We start from the raw sequence: 23,526 nt of genomic DNA, 5'->3' as shown, positions 1-23,526 counted from the left end.
AAGAAACAGAGGCGCTTCAGGCAGCGACTTCCTGGATGTCATCGCCCTCACCTTCGGCTTCCGCCTCCGGCTCGGCCTCGCTCTTGGCGCGGCGTGGGGACTTGGCCAGGCTCTGTTCGATCAGCTTCAGCGCCTCGGTCTCGGTGATGCGGTTGACCGAGGAAATCTCACGCACGATCCGGTCCAGGGCAGCCTCGTAGAGCTGGCGCTCCGAGTAGGACTGCTCGGGCTGCGCCTCGGAGCGGAACAGGTCGCGCACCACCTCGGTGACGGCCAACAGGTCGCCAGAGTTGATCTTGGCCTCGTATTCCTGAGCCCGACGCGACCACATGGTGCGCTTGATCCGAGCGCGGCCGGTCAGCACGTCCAGCGCCTTCTTTACCAGGTCCGGCTCGGCGAGCTTGCGCATGCCGACGGAGTTGGCCTTGGCGGTCGGGACGCGCAGAACCATCTTGTCCTTCTCGAACGAGACGACGAACAGCTCAAGTTTGTAGCCCGCGATCTCTTGCTCTTCGATCGCGGTGATGCGACCGACGCCGTGGGCCGGATATACGACGGCCTCACCGGTCTTGAAGCCTTGCCGGCCAACGGTCGTCGTCTTCTTGGCTGTGGTCATGCGAGAAGGGCCTCCACTGGCGCGCGATGCTCCGCACCGCGCAAAACCGTGTTCTTCCGGGCGGGATACCCGGTTTGCCTCGCCGTTCCCGGGATCCGTGCCCACCAGGCACAGATCCGGGCGTTCCCCGGCGCGGCCGTGCAAACACCGGAACACCCGCCGAAGTCACCCTCGGCGGTCGTTCGCGTGCCACTCCTCTAATTCACGAAAGCGAAAGGCAATTCGGCCTGAGGGAGCACGTCTGGCGCAAGCGACGGCAGGCGGATTGTGTATCACAATCCGGCGCACAGATCAAAGCATCCCTGAAGAAGCGCGCGCCATCCGGGCGCAGCCTCGAAAGAGTTCTACACCGGCCAAGCCGGAGAGGAATGACCTGATCGCGGCTCAGGGCTTCGCTTGACGCAGGTCAAAGACGGTTTCGGCCATGATCCACAAGCGCCGAACGGGCCAAGGCTGGATCGCAACATCGTGAGGCGATCCGTGATCCTAGTTCTGCCCGCCCGTGTCCGCGTTTCGATCCGCCCTGGTCCTGGGCGACCTCCGCAGGGCATCAGGCTCTAGTCGCCCGAGCCAGGGTTGTTGGAGAAATGCGCCTCGAGCTTACCCGAGACGCCATCCCACTCCTTGGCGTCCGACGGCGCGTCCTTCTTCTGGGTGATGTTCGGCCAGCTCTTGGCGTAGTCGGCGTTCAGCTTCAACCACGTCTCGAGGTTCGACTCGGTATCAGGCTTGATCGCTTCAGCCGGGCACTCGGGCTCGCAGACGCCGCAATCGATGCACTCGTCCGGATGGATGACGAGCATGTTCTCGCCCTCGTAGAAGCAGTCCACCGGACACACCTCGACGCAGTCCATGTACTTGCACTTGATGCAGTTGTCAGTGACGACGTAGGTCATCGGCTGTCTTCGTCCTAAAAATTCTGTTCAGCCCGGGCGGAGCCTGGAAGGCCCGCACGCCCAGGCGGCGCTTCGATGGTGCGCCGCAAAACCTCGCGTCGAACCAAGTCTTTCGGAAGCCAAGGGCTCTAGACCCTGCCTTCCAGGCTGACAAGCGCACGGGTGTCCCAGGGGCCTGCGACCCGATCCGCGACGCATGGCTGTGGCGCCAGCTCATCACTCGGGTGGCTCGATCGACGTCTGTACGCCAGCCAAGTCCTCGTAAAGAGCCCGCGCCTCCGGGGCAGGTCCCCGCCGCTCACCGAGGGCGAGTACGCGCACGGCCAGGGTCGCGTGGGGAGCGGCCACAGTCACCACGTCGCCGATCACGATGCCCTTGGCCGGGTTCTCGGCTCGGGTTCCGTTCACCCGCACGAAGCCGTCTTCGGACAGGCGCGCAGCCAGGGAGCGGGTCCGCGCGAACCGCGCGAACCACAGCCATTTGTCGAGCCGCTGCCGACCCTCCCGCATCCGCGGGCGTCAGCGCTTCCCGCCGTCGCCGGCTTCGAGTTGCGCCTTGAGCGCCGCCAGCTTGGCGAAGGGCGAATCCGGATCCGGAGCCCGTTCGCGCCGCGGCGGACGCTGGTCGGGCCGCGGCGCCGCGTGGCGTTGCTCGGCGCTGCGCTGGTCGTCCCGGCGCTCGGGCCGGCCGCCCTCGAAGCGATCACGGCGAGGGCCGCGGTCGCGTCCGGTGCGGGGACCGCCCTCGTTGCCAGGGCGCTCGCCGCCTTCGGCCCGCCGGTGTTCGGGACGCCCGCCCTCCGGGCGGCCCGGACCCTGATGCTGACCCGGCTGCCCCGGCTGAGCGCCATCGCGTCCACGCCCCGCGCCCCGTGGGCGGTTCTGCGGCCGAGGATTGGCCGGCCGCTGATGGCGTTGCAGGCGCCACACCTCGATCAGCACCGGCTCCGCCGGGGTCTCACCCTCCACAGCCGCGGATTCGTTCCCGGCGGTCTCGGATACGGTCTCGTTCGCTTCCACCACCTCGTGAGTCTCGGTGGTCGGACGGGTCTCGGATTCGGGTGCCTCGGCGGCCTGCGCGGCTTCGGCTGGGATCGCTTCCACCTCGGATTGCGGTGCGTCAACCGCTTCCGGCAAGGCGTCGGCAGCAGCCTCGACGGGCTCAGCCTCCGCCATGGCTTCGGGAGCGGCTTCGGCTTCCGTTCCGGTCTCTGGAGCGGCGTCAGACTCAGCGTTTTCGGAGAGCGAAGTCTCCGCGACGGAGGCCTCCGCGGTCGCAGCCTGCGCGGAGGCGTCGGCCTCGTCTCCGGTCGACTCGCCGAGGGAGCCGGGATCGGTTTCGCCGGTCTCGCTTGCCGGTGCAGTTTCAGATGGTGGGGTCACAACGACCGGCGCAGTCGCGGCCGCTGGTACCAGCGGTACCGTGATCGCGGGTCCGGGGCGGGCCTCCAGCGAGTAACCCAGAGACTTCAGGATCGAGGCGAAATCCTCGCCCGAACAGCCGACCAGCGAGGTCATTCCGACCGTGGCCACGAAGGCATCACCGTCGGCCGTACCCTCCGGCGCCGCGCCCGGTGTGGTACCGGGGCGATAGGCGATCGCCGGCCGAATCAGGTCGGCCAGACGCTCGAGGATGTCGACCCGCACCGCCCGCTCACCGCTGACACGGAAGCCGGCCGCCCGGTAGAGGCCCTTGGCGATCTCGCGATCAACCTTGATCGAGGTCCGGCCCGAGCCCGCGAGATGCGCGATCTCGTCCAGGCCGCGCTGGTCGAGGCCACCGTTGCGGAGGGCCCACAGCTGTGCCGCAAGGGTCCGCGGCGCCGGCTTCAGCAGGGCCGGCAGGAAGATGTGGTAGGCGCCGAATCGCACGCCGTGCCGGCGGAGCGCCCCGCGCCCCTCCTGGTCCAGGCTGCGCATCTCCTGGGCGACCTTGGAGCGTTCCAACACGCCCAGAGCCTCGACCACCTGATAGCCGATACCCTTGGCGAGGCCGGTGAGGTCGCCGGCGGTCTCGAGTTCCATCAGCGGGCCGAGCAGGCGCACGATCATGGCCTTGAGCCAGGCATCGAGGCGCGCCTCGACCTTCTCGCGATGCGCGCCGGTCAGGCTGTCGTCGGCCAGCAGCCGAATCTGCGGCGCGAACAGCTTCTCGCCGGGGGTCAGCTTCGCCACCGGGGCACCGGTCCAGCGAATCATCCCGTCATGCGCGAGCACGAGGGTGGAATCGGCTGTCGCCGCGAAGCGGTCGGCCCGGGCCTCGATCTCCCCGGAGAGCGCCTTCTCGGCGGCACTCCTCAGAGTTTTGGCCTCGTGCCCCTCTGCGCTGGCATCCGGAACGAATAAAAATCCATGCAGGTGACCGACATGCTGACCCTCGACGGTGACGTCACCGTCGGCGGAAATTTGGGCTTCGAGCATCGTGTTCTCTCTCAGGCGCCGCATCAGGACGCTTGTGCGCCGGTCGACGAAGCGGCTCGCGAGGCGTTCGTGCAGGGCGTCTGACAGCCTGTCCTCTACCCGACGTGTCTCGCCCTGCCAATGTTCAGGGTCGCGCAGCCAATCGGGGCGGTTGGCCACGAACGTCCAGGTGCGTCCCTGGGCGATCCGCCGGGACAGCGTATCGATGTCGCCGTCGGTGCGATCGATCATCGCCATCTGCTCGGCGAACCACGTGTCGGGGATGCGTCCGGCCATGCCCTTCATGAGAAAACGGTAGAGCTGGGCCACGAGGTCGGCATGCACCTGCGGGTGGACCTTGCGGTAATCCGGAACGCCGCAGACGTCCCAGAGCCGCCGCACGGTGGAAGCGCTCCGCGCCATTTCGTGGATATCGTCCTCGCGCATCAGGATCTCGAGGGCCTGCTGGTCCTGGCCCATCGGCGCCCGGGTCAGACCTGACTCGCGCGGATGCTCGTCGAGGCTCGCCTGGAGCGCCTCCAGGGTGCCGAAGCTGAGGTCAGGGTTGCGCCATTGCAGGATGCGCAGCGGGTCGAAATCGTGATTCTCCAACCGCTCGACCATCTCGGGCTCAAAGGGCGGGCAGCGCCCCGTGGAGCCGAAGGTCCCGTCCGAGAGATGGCGTCCTGCGCGGCCGGCGATCTGGCCCATCTCGGCGGGCGTCAGCTTGCGAAACCGGGTGCCGTCGTATTTCCAGTTCGCCGCGAAGGCGACGTGGTCGACATCGAGGTTGAGCCCCATCCCGACCGCGTCGGTGGCCACGAGGTAGTCGACGTCCCCGGCCTGGTACATCTCGACCTGGGCATTGCGGGTCCTGGGCGACAACGCCCCAAGCACCACCGCGGCACCCCCGCGCTGGCGTCGGATCAGCTCTGCGATGGCGTAGACCTCCTCGGCCGAGAAGGCGACGATCGCGGTGCGCCGGGGCAGGCGCGACAGCCGCTTCTCCCCCGCGAAGGTGAGCTTCGATAGCCGCGGCCGAGTCGTGGTGTGGACGTTCGGAATCAGTGCCTGGACCAGCGGCAGCATGGTCGAGGAGCCGATCAGCAGCGTCTCCTCACGGCCGCGCACGTAGAGCAGGCGGTCGGTGAAGACGTGGCCGCGATCCATGTCGGCTGCGAGCTGGATCTCGTCGATGGCGACGTAGGCCACGTCGAGGTCGCGCGGCATCGCCTCGATCGTGCAGATCCAGTAGCGCGGCCGGTCTGGCTTGATCTTCTCTTCTCCGGTCACGAGGGCGACCTTCTCGGGGCCGACCTTGGCGACCACGCGCAGGTACACCTCCCGGGCGAGCAGCCGCAGGGGCAACCCGATCATGCCGGTCGGGTGCGCAAGCATCCGCTCGATCGCGAGATGCGTCTTGCCGGTGTTGGTCGGTCCGAGGACCGCCGTCACGCCGCGGGCACGGGCGTCGCGCGGCAGGGACCGGCGGGGGAGGGGGCGGAGCGGCGCGTCGATGGTCGGCGGTTCCTTCGGACGGGAAGGCCGGCGCGGCGCCGTCATGGCGCGGGCTGGAGGTCTCGTACGGCCGGTCGCGTCAGGGACGATAGGGCCGCCTCGGTCCTCCCCCATATGGGATATCACCTGGGTCGCTGCCAACCTGCGGCATAATCAGCGGATCGACCACGATCTGCATGGCCGGCGATCCAGGCTGGGGCGCGACGTCCGCGCAGAGGGTGTCGGGAACGGAGACCAATGGGCCATGCCGCGGCGGCCGGTGCTCGATCACCTGCGCCGACGAGAAGGCATCGCCGCCGCAGCCAGGATTGCCTGATCCTGCGGTCAGCGGCTGGGCCGCTGACGGCGCGGCGAAGGCGAGGGCCGCGACGGTCAGGGTGACTTGAAAGCGGTGTAGGGCCATGGGCCGATCATCGCGGGAACATCAAAACAATTCGTGTGCGGCGGCCAGCCGGTTAGCAGGCCGCACAATCCCACCCATCCTGGAACGCCCTAGAAACGCCAGACCACAATCCTCAGCCGCGTTTCGAAGGCTGCAACTGATTCAATCGGGGACGGGAACTCACGGATTGCAGGCCGGACACGCCAGGTCGCCCAGCCGAAGCGCGGGCAGGTTCGAGACGCCCGGCAAGGAACAGCCAAGCCGTCAAAGCCAAAGGGGCTAACCGGCAATGCACCAGCCACTACGATCAAATGATCAGGTCCGAGCAGGCTGATTTTATCGATAAAGATTTTCACATTTATAATTATAGTCCCGAGATATGCAGGTATTAAGTGTGATATGAGTTCTAAATAGCGCCATCTGAGCTGTGACTTTACGATGAAAGTTCATCCTATTCGGCTTCGCGCGCCGATGTCGATAAACAGGGCGCTATTCGAAATGGGAACGATCCGTGCGCAAATCGTGAATGCCGCGGCTGACATTTCCGCGCCTTGATCGAACCGCGGAAAAGAATGGCACACCCTTCCGACATGCATAGATTATCGATCGAATAGATGCCGCCGAGCGGCCAATGGTGAGCATAGGGCTCATTATACAAATACGACAGGATTTTATCCACCATTTGTTCGAATGAAGGCCTGCCAGAGCCACCGGAGCGCGGAAGCGCTGCCGGAATTATACGCGCTTCCGCTTTCGACGGGCGTGCTCTATTAATGAAACGCTATATTTCTCGCTCTGTGGCGAGTGTGCTGGGTTCATAGGTGGATCGAGCTTTGAATTCTAAGATCTAAGATGTCGAGGCCGGCGGGAATGGGTACTGCAGGAAAAACTGTTTCGGTCGTTATAGCCACCTATAACGGCTCGGCGTTTATCCGCGAGCAGCTTGAAAGCGTCATCAATCAAACCATCAAGCCGATTGAGATTATCGTCGCCGATGACGGGTCGAGCGACGAAACGCTAGACATCGTCAGGTCGATTGCGGCTCGTTCGGCGGTGGCCATCAAAATCAAGGTCAACGACATCAATCTCGGATTTCGCGACAATTTTCTGATGGCGGCGTTGTCGGCCAAAGGGGACTTCGTAGCCTTCTGTGACCAGGATGATATTTGGGATCTGGAGAAACTTGCTTGCGCAGCGCACCATTTTGACAACAAGAATATTTCGTTGATCGTTCACGCCGCTTCAAGTCTCGATCAAGCAACTGGTAAGCTGGTAAAATTTACTCAGGGCATCGAGCGCACGGGAGTGAAGCCGCCGCTGAGCTACGATCCCTGGCTGACATTCTTCGGCTTCTCCATCGTGTTTCGTCGGGAATTGTTGAGCCTAGCCAATATCGAAGGCCGATTCCGCGACTTCATAGTCCCCAAAGAAAAGATTGCACACGACAGATGGATCGTTTTTCTCGGCCAAGTCGTGGGCGAGACTGCCGAGTTCGATAAGCCGCTCGTGACGTACCGCCAACATTCGACAAATCTATTTGGCGATGGCCGACGCAGTCAAAAAACGAGAGGCTACGACCCAATCAAAGAATTCGACGATTATATCTCTGCGACCGCCGATATGGTCGAAGTGATCCGCAATCTCCCAACTGAGACCGAGGTCACCTTTCCGCTTTTCGACCGCGGGAAAGCGATCGATTTTTTCCAACGGGCACTTCATCAGCTCGAGCAGCGCAAGCGGGTTTACATCTCGCGCAACAGGCGCCGGGGTTTGTTGGCCGTGGTCGGTAACATCCGATCGGGGGTTTACCGGTCCGTCCACCGCGATGACATTCGATGGCGCTCGATCGCACGCGATCTCAAGTACTGCGCGATACGGTCGTAGGCGGCGCTGCCGGACCCGCGGGTTACGGCAGCACCGCGGGCAATCCTAAATAGCCGAACACCGCGCGCAGGACCCGATGTTCGAGCGCATCGCCGGCCTGCTCGCCCCGCTCCCCGGCGGCATCCACCATGCCCCGCACAAGCGCGAACAGGTCGCCCGCGGCAATCTCGGCGGCGACAGGCGGTCCGGGTTCGAGGCGTGCCAGCAGGGTCAGGAACGCGTCCGAGATCGCCCGGTGGACCGCGTCAAGGCTGTCGGCCGGCTGGAGCCGGTTCTCTTCGCGGTCGAGCAGCAACGCGAGACGTGGCCGGGACATCTGATGGGCGATGGCCGCCTGCACAATGCGTTGCAGTCCGAGTTCCGGCGTCGCCGCCTCGGCCGCGGCGTGCACCGCGGCGATCAGCAGGCCGGTCTCCCGCGCGACCAGGGCCGCAGTCAGCGCATCCTTGCCGGGGAAGTACTGGTAGACCGACCCGACCGAGACGCCGGCCCGCTCGGCCACGGCATTGGTCGTGTAGCCGGCCAGCCCGCGCTCCTCCAGAACGCGAGCCGCGCCTTCGAGGATCGTCCGCACCGTCTCGGCCGACCGCGATTGTTCCGGGTTTTTCCGGGGCTTAAGCGCCGGCCCGCGCGCCGTCCGGGCGGTCATGAACGCGAGTTCGCCGCTGAGCCGCCCGGGGGCATCATCGCCGCGTCCCAACCGACCCGCGGAATGAAAGAACGCATGTCCCACCAGACCTTCAACCCCAAACTCACCGTCTTCATGCTGGTGAAGACCTCGCCCGAATGGCTCGCGATGTCGATCGACGATCGCTTCGCCCGGTTGCGCGAGGTGTTCGAGCCGATCCTGCGCCGCCACGCGGATTCCGTGACGATGCGCTTCTACGACGCCGAATTCTACACGGCTCGCGTCACCGACCTCTGGGTCTGGGAGGCCAGCGACCACCACGCCTACGAATGCGTGGTCGAAGACCTGCGCGAGACGGCATTCTGGGACCGGTGGTTCACGATCGTCGAGATCATCCCGGCGGTGGAGAACGCCTATGCGACCCATTACGACCGGGCGCCCCTGGCCGCGTGAGCGGGCAGCTTCAGTCGGCACCTTCGACAAGCACGACCTCGCCGATACCGGCGGGCAGGCGTTTCGCCTTGGCCGCCTGGTATTCCGGCGAGAAATAATAGGCCCGCGCGGCGTCGTAGGAATCGAATTCCAGCACGACGTTGCGCGGCCGGGCCTCGCCCTCCAGCGCCTCGCTACGTCCGCCCCGCACCAGGGGCCTGGCGCCGTGAAGCCGCATCGCCGCGGAGGCCATCTCGGCATACGCCGCGTAGGTCTCCGGATCGGTGACCGTCATCCGGACGATGATGTAGCCCTTCGCCATGGTTCTGCATCCTCTCTGCCGCGGGCGCACGGGGTGCCCGGAAAGAGGCCGCCGGTCAAAGGTGGATCGCGGTGTTTGGCGCTATTGCCCGGGCAAACTCGCCTGCGCGACGCTCGCCCCGGCCGTCCCGGCGGCAGCGCCCTGGGTCCAGCGCGTCGCCTCGATGATGTTGGTACCGATGGTGGTGAGCACCGAGATGCGCAGCGGGACGAGCGCCCGCGTGCCTTCGACCGGGGCGAGCCAGACCGACATCTCGCGGTTGTCCTCCATGAACTTCACCCCGGGTCGATCCGGCCTGTGGCCGGCCACCGCCTGGTAGCGGGCCGTGCAAACCAGAACCGGGCCGGCATAACCGGGTTTCTGCACCGCGCGGGTCTCGGCGTAGCTCAGCACCACGTTGAATCGTGTCGCACCGTCGAACACCGGCAGGCTACGGTTGCAATTGGCTGGATCGAGCAACTCGCCCCGGCCCTGTGCTGGCATCAGCAGAGCGCTCACCGGATCCATGATGCCGCGCTTGTGGTCGGCCGTGATCGGCACCCGGTCCTGCATGTCGACGAGGGGGGGCGTGATCTCGGCCTGCACGACGTTGCCGTGCGCCAGCGCCATGCGCACCGCGATCCCGGAACTCGCCGTGTGCGTGGCGATCGAGAACGCGCCGGGCTGCGGCGCCACCGAGAAGGTGCCTGACGCCCGGGCCGAGCCCCTGCCGCCGGTGATCGCCCCGACCAGCCCGGTCAGCGTCGCGGAGACGTCCATCAGGTAATGGTCGCGCTCGAAGCTGCCGGCGAGCCGGGCGGTGCCGATCGGCAGGCCCGCGAGGTTGATGCTGTAATCGACCGTCACCGTGGCGGGGGCGGCTGCGGCGTTCCGCTTCGCGCGCCGGGCGGCTTCGGCCGGGGCACCGAGCGTCGCGACGGCGAGCACGGTCCCGAGAAGGCGCATCGTCAGCGGCTTGATCGTCCGACGGACAGGCGTGGCGCTCATGATCCGGATCGCATCCCAGGGGAACTTGGGCCAAGGGTGCCGCGCGGGACGATCCCGTACGACAGGCTCTCGACGCTCGGTGCAGGCGAGGCGCTGGCCTTCTTCGAGCAGATGCCTGTTATATCCCGGCCTCGTGGTTAACAGACCGTTGGGCGGCCGCCCCGGACATGTCCAGGCGGTACGGAGCTTGACGCAACGGGTGCAGGTCGCCTATAGGCTCGCGCCTTCAACGGGACTCCGCTGGACCTGGAATACGTATCGGGCGCCGCCCGCTGCGACGATGATCGCGCCGCTTGCGATCGGGTCTTCTCAGGCGGAACGAGACGGGAATTTTAGTCATCATGGCGCGCCGCTGCGAACTCACCGGCAAGGCCGTTCAGGTCGGCCACCTCGTGAGCCACTCGAACCACAAGACCAAGTGCCGGTTCCTGCCGAACCTGTGCAATGTCACGCTCCAGTCGGACGCGCTCGGCAAGCGGGTGCGCCTGCGCATCACCGCGCACGCTCTGCGCTCGGTGGAGCACCGCGGAGGCCTCGACGCCTTCCTGGTTAAGGCCGGCGAGGGCGACCTGTCGCAGACCGCCCGCCTGCTGAAGCGCGAGATCCACAAGAAGCTCGCCGAGACCACGGCCGTCGCGGCCTGATTTCGGGCGCGCTGCGCCTTTCACCGATCGGACGACATAAACCGCCGCGGCAGGCCATGCCGCGGCGGTTTATGCTTGCCTGCGCGGGGGCGTCATCGCCTATCCGGGTGCACGCGCAATTCGTGTCAGCCATTGGCGGATCTCCGTCTGCTGCGTGGGCGTAAGGTCGTTCAGCATCTCGGCCTCCAGCGCGTAGACGTGCCGCTTGGCGGCTTCGAGCATCGCCTCACCGGCCGCGGTCAGCGTCAGGGTCTGGATGCGGCCGTGGACCCGGTGCCGCTCCCGTACGACGAGGCCGGCCTTCAGCAGATTCGCAACGATGACGCTCATGGTCTGCGGCGTCACGAGTGCGAGGCGGGCGAGATCCGCGCTGCTATGGCTTGGATAAGCAGCCAAGATCGTCAGGACTGAAAACTGCGGCAGCGTCAGGCAGATGCCGCTCAACCGCTGCTCGACACGCTGCCTGTGTGCGTGGGCCGCCTGCCGCAAGAGGTAGCCGAGATGCCCATCAAGGCCGCGCTTGCCTTCGCCTGCCCGCGGCAGCTCACCCATGACCCAGCCTCTTGGCGCTTATCAGAGTTCTGATATGTTGTTCGTGCTCTGATTTTAGCGCGAATGGTGGGAGGGCGCACGATGTCCGATGTCGAACCGTCTGACGACGCGGGCTTTTCGTACGACCTGTTCAGGACCGGGTTACCGGCGGCTCACGCCGCGCTTCTCGCCCTCGGCAAGGCCGTCGATGAGGCGGGTCTCGACAAGCGCCTCAGCGAGATCGTGAAGATCCGCGTCTCGCAGATTAATGGATGCGCGTTCTGCGTCGGCTTCCATCTCGACACGGCCCGCCGGCTCGGCCTTGCCGAGCACACCCTCGATCTGGTTGCGGTCTGGCGCGACAGTCCGGTCTTCTCTCCGCGTGAGCGCGCCGCCCTGGCCTGGGCCGAGCATCTCACACGCATGGCCGATGGGGCGGCACCCATGGCCGAACAATCGCCGTTGTTCAGCCGGGACGAGATGCTGCTCCTGACCGTCGCGATCGCCAACATCAACGCCTGGAACCGCATCGCGGGGGGCCTGCATTTTGCGCCGCTCGCCCGTTCGATGAGCTGAGGGCCATGCCGATTCGCCTCGCTCCCGAACAGCTGACGCATTTTGCGGCCACACCTCTGTCCGGACCCGACGACCTCGTCGCGCGCTGACGACGCCAGACCCAAGACTCTATCGCCACGGCCTCGTCGCCGGCGCGCTCCGCGCCAACATCGCTGTTACCGATCGAACCTACCGGACCCCGTGGCGCCGGTCGGAAGCCGAAAGTCCGTTACCCCGTCCCGGAATCCAAACACGGCCAGACGAGATGGCTGTGGAGTCGGGGCCTTACCCCGACGCCCTCCCGTCAGCGCCGTCCGCCGGCCGCACGCAGGGCGCGGCCTACCGGGGCCGGCGATCCGTTCTCCTCGAACAGCTCGGCGAGCTTCTCGGTCATGGCGCCGCCCAGCTCCTCGGCGTCGATGATCGTCACGGCCCGACGATAGTAGCGGGTCACGTCGTGGCCGATACCGATGGCCAGAAGCTCCACCGGCGAACGGGTCTCGATCTCCTCGATCATCCAGCGCAGGTGCCGCTCCAGGTAGTTGCCGGCATTGACCGACAGGGTCGAGTCGTCGACCGGCGCGCCGTCCGAAATCACCATCAGGATCTTGCGCTGCTCGGGGCGGCCGAGCAGGCGCTTATGCGCCCAGTCCAGGGCCTCGCCGTCGATGTTCTCCTTCAGGAGACCCTCGCGCATCATCAGCCCGAGATTCTTGCGGGCCCGACGCCACGGCGCGTCCGCGGACTTGTAGACGATGTGGCGCAGGTCGTTCAGGCGGCCGGCGTTCGGCGGCTTGCCGGCGGCGAGCCAGGCCTCGCGGCTTTGGCCACCCTTCCAGGCCCGGGTCGTGAAGCCCAGGATCTCGACCTTGACGCCGCAGCGCTCCAGCGTCCGCGCCAGGATGTCGGCGCAGGTTGCAGCCACGGTGATCGGACGCCCGCGCATCGACCCCGAATTGTCGAGGAGGAGCGTGACCACGGTGTCGCGGAAGTTGGTGTCCTTCTCCTGCTTGAAGGAGAGCGGCTGGTAGGGATCGATGACGACGCGGACGAGCCGCGCCGGATCCAGCTGGCCCTCCTCGAGGTCGAAGTCCCAGGCCCGGTTCTGCTGCGCCAGGAGGCGGCGTTGCAGCCGGTTGGCGAGGCGGCCGACGACGCCCTGCAGGTGCGAGAGCTGCTTGTCGAGGTAGCTGCGCAGACGCGACAGCTCCTCGGCGTCGCACAGCTCCTCGGCGTGAATGATCTCGTCGAAGCGGGGGTTGAACACGCGGTATTCCGGCCCGCGGGCCTCGTTACCCTGGCGCTGGGGCGGCTTCGATGCCTCCGAGGCTTCCTCGGATTCCGCATCCTCGGCCTCGTCGGGTAATTCGCCGGACGGCGCGTCGGCGGATTCCTGAGCGCCCTCCTCGATCTCGTCGGAGGCTTCCTCCGAGGTCTCGATCTCGGCACGCTCGCCCTGGCTCTTCTCCTCGGAATCGCCCTCGCTCGGGTTCTGCTCGTCGTCCTGGGCGTCGTTCTCGTCGTCGTTCTCGTCATCCTCGGAGTCGAACGGCGTCTCGTCCGACATGTCGAGGGAGGTCAGCAGGTCACGCACCGAACGGGCGAACTTGCGCTGGTCCTCGATCGACCCGATCAGGCCATCGAGGTTGGGGCCGGCCTTGGCCTCGATATGCGAACGCCACAGCTCGACGATCTTGGCGGCCGCCTCGGGGGGCTGCTGCCCGGTGAGGCGCTCGCGCACCATCAGGGCGACGGCGTCCTCCATCGGCGCGTCGGCCCTGTCCGTGATGGTCTCGTACTTGCCGCCGCGATGGTAGCGGTCCTCCAGCATCGCGGTGAGGTTGCTGGCGACACCGGTCATCCGCCGTGACCCGATCGCCTCGACGCGGGCCTGCTCGACCGCGTCGTAGACCGCGCGGGCGGCGGCGTTCTCGGGAGCGAGCCTGCGGTGCACGGCGATGTCGTGGCAGCCGAGCCGCAGCGCCATGGCGTCGGCATTGCCGCGTAGCACCGCCACGTCCTGCGCCGAGAGCTTGCGGGGTGGCTCTGGCAGGCGGGCCTTGTCACCGGTGAGCGCCGGCCGGTCGGTGGCGTAGGTGACCTCGACTTCCGACCGGCGGGCGATGGCGCGCAGGCACCCGGCCACCGAGCGCTTCAGGGGCTCGGCCACGGATTCGCGGCGCTCGCCGGGCTTGCGGTTGGAGATGGACATGCGGGGCTACCGGTCGGCCTCGAATTCGAAGGGGCGATTCACGATGGCGTCCCCGTTGTAGGGACACTCCGCGGGCAGTGTTTCGAGCGAGCGCTTCATCGTGCGCGCGGCCCGGAGCTGACCAAGCCGATAGCGATCAGCGACAGCCTCGACGATGCGCGACTCAAGGCCCGAGTTCCTGTGCAACTGCGTGTTGATCCGCATCCGCTGCTCGGCGATCGTGCGCGACCAACTCAAGCTGCGCTTTTCGGGTCCATGGCCCCATCTGGGCACGTGGGCCAACGATACCTCGATCGCGCTCTCGAGCTTATCGGATTGTCCCAAGCCAACCTCACGCAACGCCTCGGCGACGTCGTCGAGGTCGAGTGCGTCCACTTGGCCGGAACGGAGCAGTGCGACCCGCCCCTCAAACCAGATGAAGACATCGTCCGCATGGCACGCCCGACCCTTGGCATGCGAAGCCGCCGAAGCGTCTTCGCCTGTCCATGCCGGATGCGCCATCGTGTCCCCCATGCGGTTCAGCTCAAGGCGACGTTCAACGCGCTCTCGGGCAGCTCCTTGCCGAAGGCCCGCTGGTAGAACTCGGCCACGAGGGTCCGCTCCAGCTCGTCGCACTTGTTCAGGAAGGTCACCCGGAACGCGAAGCCCACATCCTTGAAGATGTCGGCGTTCTCGGCCCAGGTGATCACCGTGCGCGGGCTCATGACGGTCGAGAGGTCGCCGTTCATGAAGGCGTTGCGGGTCAGGTCCGCCACGCGCACCATCCGGTTAACGATGTCCCGGCCCTGGTCGCTGCGGTAGTGCAGCGCCTTCGAGAGCACGATGTCGACCTCGCGGTCGTGCGGCAGGTAGTTCAGCGTGGTCACGATGGACCAGCGATCCATTTGGCCCTGATTGATCTGCTGGGTGCCGTGATAGAGGCCCGAGGTGTCGCCGAGCCCGACCGTGTTGGCCGTGGCGAACAGCCGGAAGGCCGGGTGCGGGCGGATCACGCGCTTCTGGTCCAGCAGCGTCAGCCGGCCCGACAACTCCAGCACGCGCTGGATCACGAACATCACGTCCGGGCGGCCGGCATCGTACTCGTCGAACACCAGGGCGACGTTGTTCTGGAGCGCCCAGGGCAGGATGCCATCCTGGAAGGCGGTGACCTGCTTGCCGTCCTTGAGCACGATCGCGTCCTTGCCGACGAGGTCGATGCGCGAGACGTGGCTGTCGAGGTTGATCCGGATGCAGGGCCAGTTCAGCCGGGCCGCGACCTGCTCGATATGGGTCGACTTGCCGGTGCCGTGGTAGCCCGTGACCATCACGCGGCGGTTGCGCGCGAAGCCGGCCAGGATAGCCAGCGTCGTCTCCCGGTCGAAGATGTAGTCCGGATCGAGATCGGGGACATGCTCCTCGGGCTCGGCATAGGCCGGGACCTTGAGGTCGAGGTCGATGCCGAAAACCTCGCGGACGGAGACGGTGCGATCGGGCAGCGCGGCGGGCGTGTCGTCAGAGAGCATTCGGAACCTCGTGAGGCGCGGCGGCTCCGGCCCGAAGGAAGGGAGCATCCGCGCGGAAGAACGTCGAGCCGGGCATCCGCCGCGGGGCGGACTCAATCCTTAAACGGCGGCGCGGTGCGGCGCCACCAACCGGCATGAGCCCCATATAGGGTCCCGCCCGGCAATTTGCCTTATCCTAGAGCGATCACCGTCGAAGGGGATGCCTGTGCGGCCTCACGGCGCTCAGGATTGCATCGTTCGTGCCGCTGTCAGCAGAGTCCGGCGGCGCGCAAGACGTCATGGGCGCGGATGATGTCGCGCAGACGCTCCTCGAACGAGCGGTCGCCGCCATTGGCGTCAGGGTGGAAGCGCTTCACTAGCGCCTTGTACTGCGCCTTGATGGCCGGCCCGTCCGCCCCCTCCTCGAGGCCCATGACGTCGAGGGCGCGGCGTACCGTGGCGGTGCGGCGGGGTTTCTCCGGCTCCGGCTGGCTGTTGCGCCGACGTCCGTCGCCGACGCCCGCGCCGCGCAGGATGCCGAGCGGATCGACGTAGGCCCAGTCCCGGGTCGGCTCCTCGGCCGGCTTGCCCTGACCCGCGGGGTTCACGCCCATCGCCCAGGTCGGGCGGTGCCCGATGATCGCGTCCTTCTGGTAGGCTTGGACGGCGGCATCGTTCATGCCGTCGAAGTAGTTATAGCTCGCGTTGTAGGCGCGGACGTGATCGATGCAGAACCGCCAGTACTGGCCTTCCGCCTTCCGGCCCTTCGGGGCGCGGTGCGGGCCCGGCCGGGTGCAGCCCGGGCTCTCGCACAGGGCATCGGCCGCGGGCTTCGGCTCGTCGCAAGACGGTTTCCTGATCCGGATGCTGTCGAACAGGCGCGAGTTGAGATCCATGACGGGCCGATTATGAGGGGGCAAACCGGAGACACAAGGGCACCGGGCCTGATGACGCATGCGCGGGATCGGGCTTGACGGATGCCGGCGACGTGAGGTGAGGGCAGGATGACTGACGGGACTGGTGAGGACGGCACCCTTCGGGGCTGGATGGAGGCGAAGCTGCGCGCGGAACTCGCGCCGGCGCACCTCGATGTAATCGACGAATCGCACCTGCATGCGGGCCATTCCGGCGCGCGGCCCGGGGGCGAGACCCATTACCGGCTCGACATCGTCGCATCGGCGTTCGAGGGCAAGAGCCGTGTGGAGCGGCACCGCTTGGTCAACGCGCTCATGGACGACGCCTTTAAGCGTGGGCTGCACGCCTTGGCCTTGCGCGTCCGGACCCCGGCCGAGGCCGGCTGAAGCCCGGTGTCGCCGGCCCGGCGCGGTCGATAAGGCGGTACGAGGGATATGGCGACCTTGGTTCCGGTGCGCATCCGAGAGATCACCGGTTTCCCACGTGCGCGGGTGCGCTGGCACACAGGCCGCTGCCATATGCCAGCCTCGTACCGGAGTTCATCATGTCCCTGCGGGTGAACGCACGGATCGCCATCGCGGACGACGAGATCGAGCTGTCCTTCATGCGTGCCTCCGGGGCGGGCGGACAGAACGTCAACAAGGTCGAGACCGCGGTCCAGTTGCGCTGGTCGGTCCTGGCCTCCCCCTCGGTCGACGAGCGGGTCAAGGCGAACCTGTACAAGCTCGCCGGCCGGCGCCTGACCAAGGATGGCGTTTTGATCCTGTCCGGGCAGCGGCACAGGACCCAGGAGCGCAATCGGGCCGACGTGCTGCAACGGCTGGTCGATCTCGTGACCGAGGCGGCTAAGCCGCCGCCGCCCATCCGTCGCGCAACGAAGCCAACCAAGGGCTCGAAGGAGCGGCGCATCGGCGCCAAGAAGAGCCGTGCCGTGGTCAAGCAGGGGCGCGGCAGCTATCGGGATTCCGACGGCTGAGCCGGCCCGCTGCCGGTCAGGCTGAGCGGCTGGGGCGGCTTCACGTCCTTGACGTGCCGCGCTCGCTCACGCCGAGCGAGCCGCGACCTCCGCGGCGAGCGATCTAGTGGATCGCGTCGATCACCTCCGCCTTCGGGCTCGCGTCGGGGGCGGGCGACGAGCCGGCGACCAGGGTGCTTCCCGGCTTGGCGATGGTGAGCGCGATCGCGATCAGCGCCAGGATGGCCGCGAGGCCGGCGGGGAACAGGAAGGCGGATTCGCCGTAGCGGAGATCGAGCAGGCCGCCCAGCACGGCGCCGGTGCTGAGACCGGCCCAGAGCGGCGCTTGGATCCAGAACGACGGGGCCACCGTGCCGAGGAGCAGGTTGGCGCAGCCCGTCCCGAACCGCACCACCGCGCCGGTCACGTAGGTCAGTGCCAGCGAGCGGCCGCCTTCATCCTGAAGCGTCGCGTTCTGCAGGCCCAGAGCCAGCACGATCGGGTAGGCGTGCAGCGGATAAGCGAAGGTGCCCCAGGGCATCAGCAGTCCGCCCGCGAGCAGCAAAGCCTGGAGCGTCAGCAGGACGGCCAGCCGCCAGCGCCCGACCCAGGCGGCGATCAGCGTGCCCAGGAAGGCGCCGAAGCAGAACAGGCTGATCGTGCTGGCGACGCGGGTGACGTTCTCCCAGTCGCCGTTGGAAACCGCCACGCCGAATCGGGTCGTGTTGCCCGACATGAACGACATGAACAGCTGCGAGAATTCCAGGAAGCCGATGGAATCGGCGCAACCCGCCAGCAACGCCAGCGCGATGGCGAAGGAGATGCGCGTCCGGGGATCCGCTGGGAAGGACCGGTCCGCTGGCAGGTCGGGCTTGCGCTCCGGTGCGCGCCCATCGTCCCTGCCGCCGAAATCCGCCATGCCAATCCCCGATCCCATCGCCGCAGGTCATGCGGCCGACAGACAATGGACGAACAGCCAAGCAGTTTCATGCCGGGGGAATCATCGGCGTGTGCGGTGCAGCACGACGACTCGGCCCTGAACCGGCCGGCCGCCTTCGCGCCGCACATCGGCTTCGTGCAGCCGTAAGACCTCCAGGCCCGCACCGGAGGCCGCCGCGGCGACGTGGGCGTCGGCGTGTGCGTAGCGCCCGTCCGCGCCCAGGACGCCGCCGTCGCCGTCATGAGACTGCACCGTGAAGGCGGCCAGGCCCCCGGGCCGAAGGACGCGGGCGACCTGCTTCAACACAGGCGCGAGATCCGCCACGTAGATCAGCACGTCCGCCGCCAGGCAGAGGTCGGCGGATTCCGACGGCTCGGCCCCCAGGAAGGCGGCCAGGTCGCCCTCGGCCACGCGGTCGTAGAGCGGCTGGCCGTTCTGCATCTTGGTCCGCGCCAGCGCCAGCATACCGGGCGAGAGATCGACTCCGGTGAGGTGCCCGACCCGGTCGCGGATCGCCGCGCCCATCAGGCCTGTGCCGCAGCCGAGGTCGAGCGCAACATCGAACCGCTCCGGCTCCGGCGGCAGGGCGTCGTGGACCAGTTGGGGGCCGATATAGCCCAGCCCGCCCACCAGGTGGCGCTCGAAACGCGGGGCGTAGCCGTCGAACAGGGCCCGGACATAGGCCGGCGACAGGGCCGGCAGGCCGCCGCCTTCCCCCAGGCGGACGAGGTGCGCCCGCACGCCGAGGGTATCGTCGGGGTCGATGTCGAGGGCACAGGCATAGGCCCGGGTCGCGGCCGCCCGCAGGGCCGGGTCGTCGCCCCGGACGGCCAGCCCCTCCCGGGCGCGGCCCAGCACCAGCCAGGCCGGCGCGTAGCGGGGTGCGATCTCCAGCGCCTGCTCGGCGAGGTCGGCCGCCCCGGCATGGTCGCCATCCGCCAGGCAGGCCTCGGCGTAGCGATAGCGGCGGTCGGCGAGGAGGTCACCGGAACTGTGTTGCGTGGCCATGCGTCTGCCGGGTCGGAGGCGCCTATATACCGGGGCCACCGGCGGACTCCACCGGCAGCAGCGGGCCCGATGCCGACACGCGCGAGCGATCTCCTCACCCTGACCCGCGAGGGCCTCTACTGTCCGCTCGGCGGCTTCCACGTCGATCCGACCTGGCCGGTCGAGCGCGCGCTGATCACCCACGGCCATGCCGACCATGCCCGGGCCGGCCACGGACACGTGCTGGCGACGCCCGAGACCTTGCGGATCATGGCGGTGCGCTACGGCGAGGATTTCTGCCGCCAGCGCCAGGAGGCCCGGCTCGGCGAGGCCCTGCGCGTCGGCGACGTCACGGTGCGCTACGCCCCCGCCGGCCACGTGCTCGGCTCGGCGCAGATCGCCATCGAACGGGACGGCGTCCGCGTCGTGGTTTCGGGCGACTACAAGCGGGCGCCGGACCCGACCTGCCTGCCGTTCGAGGTGGTGCCCTGCGACGTGTTCATCACCGAGGCGACCTTCGGCCTGCCGGTCTTCACGCATCCCGATACGCGGGACGAGGTCCGCAAGCTGATGGCTTCCGTGGCCCTATTCCCGGAGCGCGCCCACATCGTCGGCGCCTACGCGCTCGGCAAGGCGCAGCGGGTGATGGCACTGCTGCGCGAGGAGGGCTGGGACCGGCCGATCCACCTGCATGGCGCGATGGAGAAGCTGACCGAGCTGTACAAGCGCGAGGGCATCCCCCTGGGCGAGACCCCGAAGGTCGTGGCCGCCGACCGCAAGGATCTGCACGGGGCCATCGTGATCTGTCCGCCCAGCGCGATGCAGGACCTGTGGTCGCGCAAGTTTCCCGACCCGGTGACCTGCTTCGCGTCCGGCTGGATGCGGGTTCGCGCCCGCGCGCGCCAGAAGGGCGTCGAGCTGCCGCTGGTCATCTCCGACCATTCCGACTGGCCGGACCTGTGCCGCACGATCCGGGACACCGGCGCCGGGGAGGTCTGGGTCACTCACGGGCAGGAGGATGCGCTGGTCCATTGGTGCGGGACGCAAGGGATCAAGGCCAAGCCGCTGCACATGCTGGGCTACGGGGACGACGGTGAGGCGGAGCCGGTCCCCGCAGGCGTCGCCGAGCCGGAGGTGGCCGCGTGAACGACTTCGCCCACCTCCTCGACCGCCTCGCCTACGAGCCGCGCCGCAACGCCAAGCTGCGCCTGCTCCAGGACTTCTTCGCCCGCACGCCCGACCCCGAGCGCGGCTACGCGCTCGGGGCCATGACCGGCACGCTGAATTTCCGCGAGGCCAAGCCGGCGCTGATCCGCGGCCTGGTGGAGGCGCGCATCGACCCGGTCCTGTTCCGGCTGTCGCACAACTACGTCGGCGATCTGGCCGAGACTACGGCGCTGATCTGGCCGGGGCCGGTGGCGCCGCATGAGCCCGGACTCGGACACAACAACCCACCGCCCCACGTTCCGACCCTCGCCGAGGTGGTTGAGACCCTGGCGACCATCCCGAAGAAAGACCTGCCCCGCCACCTCGCCGAGTGGCTCGACGCCCTCGACGAGACCGGGCGCTGGGCTCTCCTGAAGCTCGTCACCGGAAATCTGCGGGTCGGCGTCTCGGCCCGGCTCGCCAAGACCGCGGTGGGCGCATTGGGTGGCCATGAGGCGGATGCGGTTGAGGAGGTCTGGCATGGCCTCACGCCGCCGTTCGAGAGCCTGTTCGCCTGGGTCGAGGGCCGGGCCGAGCGCCCCGAGACCTTGAACCCGGCCCCGTTCCGGCCGCCGATGCTGTCGCATCCGATCGAGGAGGAGAGCGATTTCGAGAAGCTCGAGCCGGAAGCGTTCTCGGCCGAGTGGAAGTGGGACGGCATCCGCGTCCAACTCGTTGGCGGGCGCGACCAGGCGGGCGTGCAGGTCGCGAAGGTCTATTCCCGCACCGGCGAGGACATCACCGGTGCGTTCCCCGACCTCGCCGAGGCGATCGGCTTCACGGGGACGGTCGACGGCGAGCTGCTGATCCTGCGCGAGCGCCGGGTCCAGAGCTTCAACGTCCTGCAGCAGCGCCTGAACCGCAAGGCCGTCACGGCCAAGCTCCTGGAGGAGTTCCCCGCCCATGTCCGGGCCTACGACCTCCTGACGCTGGACGGCGAGGATCTGCGGGCCGAGCCGTTCGCGACCCGGCGGGAGAAGCTGGAGGCCCTGGTCACACGCCTCGACCACGCGCGGATCGACATCTCGCCCCTGGTGCCGTTCGCGGATTGGGAGGCCCTCGCCGCCGCCCGGGCCGATCCGGCCTCGGTGGGGGCCGGCGAGGACGCGGACGCGATCGAGGGCGTGATGCTCAAGCGCCTCAACAGCCCCTACCTGCCGGGCCGTCCCAAGGGCCCTTGGTGGAAGTGGAAGCGGGAGCCCCATGTCGTCGATGCCGTGATGATGTACGCGCAGCGCGGCCACGGGAAGCGCTCGTCGTTCTACTCGGACTACACGTTCGGGGTCTGGCGGGAGGCCCCCGAGGGGGGGGACGAGCTGGTGCCGGTGGGCAAGGCCTATCACGGCTTCACCGACGCGGAGCTCGCCAAGCTCGACCGCTACGTCCGCAACAACACCACCAAGCGGTTCGGTCCGGTCCGCGAGGTCACCCATGGGCCTGAGGCCGGGCTCGTTTTGGAAATCGCCTTCGAGGGCGTCCAGCGCTCGACCCGGCACAAGTCCGGCGTGGCGATGCGCTTCCCCCGGGTCAGCCGGATCCGTTGGGACAAGCCCGCCGCCGAGGCCGACCGGATCGACGTGCTGGAGCGGATCCTGGCCCGCGGCGAGCGCGAGATCGCGCCCGGGGCAGCGTTGATGGAGTCGGGGACATGAAGCAGGGGACAATCGGTCCGGTCGAGCCGCTGGCCTCCGGCGCGGTGGAGCGCCATGCGAGCGGCCGCCTGACCATCGCGACCCCGGGGCAGGGGTTCACGGATTTTACCGGCGCGGTCGCGGAGTTCGTGCGCGGCAGCGGGATCCGGGACGGGCTCGTCACGGTCTTCTGCCGGCACACCTCCGCTTCTCTCACCATTCAGGAGAATGCCGACCCGGACGTGCAGACCGACCTGATGACGGCCCTCGACGGCTTCGCGCCGCGCGGCGTCCCCTACGTCCACGGTTCCGAGGGACCGGACGACATGCCGGCCCATATCCGCACGCTGGTCACCGATTCGGCCTTGAGCATCCCGCTGGTCGAGGGCCGTCTGGCCCTGGGCACCTGGCAGGGGATCTACCTGATCGAGCACCGTGACCGGCCGCATCGGCGGGAGATCGTCGTGAGCGTGATCGGCGCGTGAATCGGGGCGCTTGGCCCGGTGCAGGCAGCAACATTCGCTGACACACGGCGGCTTAACCATGCCGCGGGCAAGAACGCCCTGGGATCCGCTTCCGCGCCGGTCTCGCGAAGGGGGACCCCGATGGGCTTGTTCGACGCGCTCTCGAATTCGGTGTCCGGCGCCTCGGCGCAGTCCCTGGCGCTCAACAACATCTCCGGGAACATCGCCAACACCCAGACTGCGGGATACAAGACCACTGAGACGAGTTTCGCCGACATGCTGGCCCAGACCACCGCCAAGGCGCAGTCGAGCGGCGGCGTCGCGACCAGTACGCGCGACACCCTGGGGCTCCAGGGCACGATCCAGTCCACCGGGGTCACGACCAACCTCGCCATCTCGGGCAACGGCTATTTCGTGGTCCGGTCGAACACCGGCACGCCGCAGAGTCCGAGCTTCACCGGCGAGACCGGCTATACCCGCCGCGGCGATTTCGACCCGGATGCGAACGGCTATCTCGTCAACGGCGCGGGCTATTACCTGTTCGCCGGCCCGGCGGCGACCGCGCCCGTGCAGGTTCCAACCGGGACCGACACCCTGGCGAGCCTCACGGTCTCGCCCGCGGGCACCCTCACCGGTACGGGCGCGGACGGCGGCACGGTGCCGCTCGGGTCGCTGACGCTGGCGCAGTTCGGGGGCCAGGACACTCTGACCTCGCTCGACGGCGGCACCTACGTGGCCAACGGCCAGTCCGGCGCGCCAAGCTTCGGGTTCGCGGGCGCGACCATCGCGGCCGGGTCGGTGGAGCAGTCGAATGCCGGCATCTCGGACCAGTTCTCCAAGATGATCGAGACCCAGCAGGCCTACACGGCCAACACGAAGGTCATGAGCGCCGCCGACCAGATGCTGCAGGACGCCATCGCGATGGATGTGTGAGGCCCGA

General features: G+C 67.7%; 24 protein-coding genes. 10 read left to right on the top strand and 14 right to left on the bottom strand.

Translation table 11 applies throughout. From position 1 onward, the window contains the following. Positions 1-16: 16 nt before the first annotated feature. The 4 genes from AC0IY0_RS04150 to AC0IY0_RS04135 form a co-directional block, all read right to left on the bottom strand. Positions 17-616: a CarD family transcriptional regulator gene (locus tag AC0IY0_RS04150; protein WP_147906310.1), complete on the bottom strand. Its 600-nt coding sequence runs from the start codon at positions 614-616 to the stop codon at positions 17-19. A gap of 557 nt (positions 617-1,173) precedes the next feature. Continuing rightward, positions 1,174-1,512: a ferredoxin FdxA gene (gene fdxA / locus AC0IY0_RS04145; RefSeq protein WP_461230651.1), complete on the bottom strand. Its 339-nt coding sequence runs from the start codon at positions 1,510-1,512 to the stop codon at positions 1,174-1,176. Positions 1,513-1,728: 216 nt separating this feature from the next. Continuing rightward, positions 1,729-2,022 carry an RNA-binding S4 domain-containing protein gene (locus tag AC0IY0_RS04140; protein ID WP_471763141.1) on the bottom strand — a complete coding sequence of 98 codons (294 nt, stop codon included), beginning with the start codon at positions 2,020-2,022 and terminating at the stop codon, positions 1,729-1,731. 9 nt (positions 2,023-2,031) lie between these two features. Further along, entirely contained in the window at positions 2,032-5,367 is a 3,336-nt protein-coding gene (locus tag AC0IY0_RS04135; protein ID WP_471763140.1) for a helicase-related protein, read from the bottom strand. 1,315 nt (positions 5,368-6,682) lie between these two features. Here AC0IY0_RS04135 and AC0IY0_RS04130 point away from each other — a divergent pair. Continuing rightward, positions 6,683-7,696, top strand: a complete 1,014-nt coding sequence (locus AC0IY0_RS04130; protein WP_471763139.1) for a glycosyltransferase — start codon at positions 6,683-6,685, stop codon at positions 7,694-7,696. Between the two features lie 22 nt (positions 7,697-7,718). On the opposite strand, the gene AC0IY0_RS04125 is transcribed toward AC0IY0_RS04130, so the two are convergent. After that, complete coding sequence (locus tag AC0IY0_RS04125) at positions 7,719-8,345, bottom strand: TetR/AcrR family transcriptional regulator (protein ID WP_471763138.1); 627 nt, start codon at positions 8,343-8,345, stop codon at positions 7,719-7,721. A gap of 75 nt (positions 8,346-8,420) precedes the next feature. Here AC0IY0_RS04125 and AC0IY0_RS04120 point away from each other — a divergent pair, with 75 nt between their 5' ends. Beyond that, a complete protein-coding gene (locus AC0IY0_RS04120; protein ID WP_471763137.1) occupies positions 8,421-8,777 on the top strand; it encodes a darcynin family protein in 357 nt (118 codons plus the stop codon). Positions 8,778-8,787: 10 nt separating this feature from the next. Here AC0IY0_RS04120 and AC0IY0_RS04115 read toward each other — a convergent pair whose 3' ends face one another. After that, on the bottom strand, positions 8,788-9,078 hold the full coding sequence (locus AC0IY0_RS04115) for a DUF1330 domain-containing protein (RefSeq protein WP_147939049.1): 291 nt from the start codon (positions 9,076-9,078) through the stop codon (positions 8,788-8,790). Positions 9,079-9,159: 81 nt separating this feature from the next. After that, complete coding sequence (locus AC0IY0_RS04110; protein WP_471763224.1) at positions 9,160-10,023, bottom strand: DUF3108 domain-containing protein; 864 nt, start codon at positions 10,021-10,023, stop codon at positions 9,160-9,162. Between the two features lie 383 nt (positions 10,024-10,406). Between AC0IY0_RS04110 and rpmB the strand changes: the two genes are divergently transcribed. Beyond that, complete coding sequence (rpmB, locus tag AC0IY0_RS04105; protein ID WP_147853769.1) at positions 10,407-10,709, top strand: 50S ribosomal protein L28; 303 nt, start codon at positions 10,407-10,409, stop codon at positions 10,707-10,709. Between the two features lie 99 nt (positions 10,710-10,808). Here rpmB and AC0IY0_RS04100 read toward each other — a convergent pair whose 3' ends face one another. Beyond that, a complete protein-coding gene (locus AC0IY0_RS04100) occupies positions 10,809-11,261 on the bottom strand; it encodes a MarR family winged helix-turn-helix transcriptional regulator (protein ID WP_471763136.1) in 453 nt (150 codons plus the stop codon). An 81-nt stretch (positions 11,262-11,342) separates the two neighbouring features. On the opposite strand from AC0IY0_RS04100, the gene AC0IY0_RS04095 reads away from it, so the two are divergent. Then, entirely contained in the window at positions 11,343-11,816 is a 474-nt protein-coding gene (locus AC0IY0_RS04095) for a carboxymuconolactone decarboxylase family protein (protein WP_419829094.1), read from the top strand. 283 nt (positions 11,817-12,099) lie between these two features. On the opposite strand, the gene cobT is transcribed toward AC0IY0_RS04095, so the two are convergent. The 4 genes from cobT to AC0IY0_RS04075 all read right to left on the bottom strand — a co-directional run bounded on the left by cobT (position 12,100) and on the right by AC0IY0_RS04075 (position 16,384). Beyond that, positions 12,100-14,007: a cobaltochelatase subunit CobT gene (cobT, locus tag AC0IY0_RS04090; RefSeq protein ID WP_147906320.1), complete on the bottom strand. Its 1,908-nt coding sequence runs from the start codon at positions 14,005-14,007 to the stop codon at positions 12,100-12,102. A 6-nt stretch (positions 14,008-14,013) separates the two neighbouring features. Then, on the bottom strand, positions 14,014-14,520 hold the full coding sequence (locus AC0IY0_RS04085; RefSeq protein ID WP_471763135.1) for a DUF29 domain-containing protein: 507 nt from the start codon (positions 14,518-14,520) through the stop codon (positions 14,014-14,016). Between the two features lie 5 nt (positions 14,521-14,525). After that, a complete protein-coding gene (gene cobS / locus AC0IY0_RS04080; RefSeq protein WP_147853764.1) occupies positions 14,526-15,509 on the bottom strand; it encodes a cobaltochelatase subunit CobS in 984 nt (327 codons plus the stop codon). Positions 15,510-15,757: 248 nt separating this feature from the next. Continuing rightward, positions 15,758-16,384, bottom strand: a complete 627-nt coding sequence (locus tag AC0IY0_RS04075) for a J domain-containing protein (protein ID WP_471763134.1) — start codon at positions 16,382-16,384, stop codon at positions 15,758-15,760. A gap of 108 nt (positions 16,385-16,492) precedes the next feature. Here AC0IY0_RS04075 and AC0IY0_RS04070 point away from each other — a divergent pair, with 108 nt between their 5' ends. After that, entirely contained in the window at positions 16,493-16,789 is a 297-nt protein-coding gene (locus AC0IY0_RS04070; protein ID WP_419829095.1) for a BolA family protein, read from the top strand. Positions 16,790-16,947: 158 nt separating this feature from the next. Continuing rightward, on the top strand, positions 16,948-17,379 hold the full coding sequence (gene arfB, locus AC0IY0_RS04065; RefSeq protein WP_419829096.1) for an alternative ribosome rescue aminoacyl-tRNA hydrolase ArfB: 432 nt from the start codon (positions 16,948-16,950) through the stop codon (positions 17,377-17,379). Between the two features lie 103 nt (positions 17,380-17,482). Here the strand turns inward: arfB and AC0IY0_RS04060 are convergent, their stop codons facing one another. Together AC0IY0_RS04060 and AC0IY0_RS04055 are read right to left on the bottom strand one after the other, a co-directional pair. Next, positions 17,483-18,277, bottom strand: a complete 795-nt coding sequence (locus AC0IY0_RS04060; protein WP_147906324.1) for a YoaK family protein — start codon at positions 18,275-18,277, stop codon at positions 17,483-17,485. Between the two features lie 81 nt (positions 18,278-18,358). Next, the gene (locus tag AC0IY0_RS04055; RefSeq protein WP_471763133.1) at positions 18,359-19,306 is read right to left on the bottom strand and encodes a class I SAM-dependent DNA methyltransferase; all 948 of its coding nucleotides are present in this window, start codon (positions 19,304-19,306) and stop codon (positions 18,359-18,361) included. Between the two features lie 69 nt (positions 19,307-19,375). On the opposite strand from AC0IY0_RS04055, the gene AC0IY0_RS04050 reads away from it, so the two are divergent. From AC0IY0_RS04050 to AC0IY0_RS04035, 4 genes are all read left to right on the top strand, one after another. Further along, a complete protein-coding gene (locus tag AC0IY0_RS04050) occupies positions 19,376-20,431 on the top strand; it encodes a ligase-associated DNA damage response exonuclease (RefSeq protein WP_461230658.1) in 1,056 nt (351 codons plus the stop codon). Then, complete coding sequence (locus AC0IY0_RS04045) at positions 20,428-22,143, top strand: cisplatin damage response ATP-dependent DNA ligase (protein WP_471763132.1); 1,716 nt, start codon at positions 20,428-20,430, stop codon at positions 22,141-22,143. The genes AC0IY0_RS04050 and AC0IY0_RS04045 overlap by 4 nt, the downstream gene beginning before the upstream one ends. Then, positions 22,140-22,607, top strand: coding sequence for a secondary thiamine-phosphate synthase enzyme YjbQ (locus AC0IY0_RS04040; protein WP_471763131.1), 468 nt, complete (start codon positions 22,140-22,142; stop codon positions 22,605-22,607). The genes AC0IY0_RS04045 and AC0IY0_RS04040 overlap by 4 nt, the downstream gene beginning before the upstream one ends. Before the next feature lie 120 nt (positions 22,608-22,727). Continuing rightward, complete coding sequence (locus AC0IY0_RS04035) at positions 22,728-23,519, top strand: flagellar hook basal-body protein (RefSeq protein ID WP_147939039.1); 792 nt, start codon at positions 22,728-22,730, stop codon at positions 23,517-23,519. The last annotated feature ends 7 nt before the right edge of the window (positions 23,520-23,526 follow it).

It is taken from the genome of Methylobacterium sp. AC315 (genome assembly GCF_979253755.1).
Note: the sequence above shows the minus strand (reverse complement) of the source record. Positions and strands in the feature narration are given on the sequence as shown.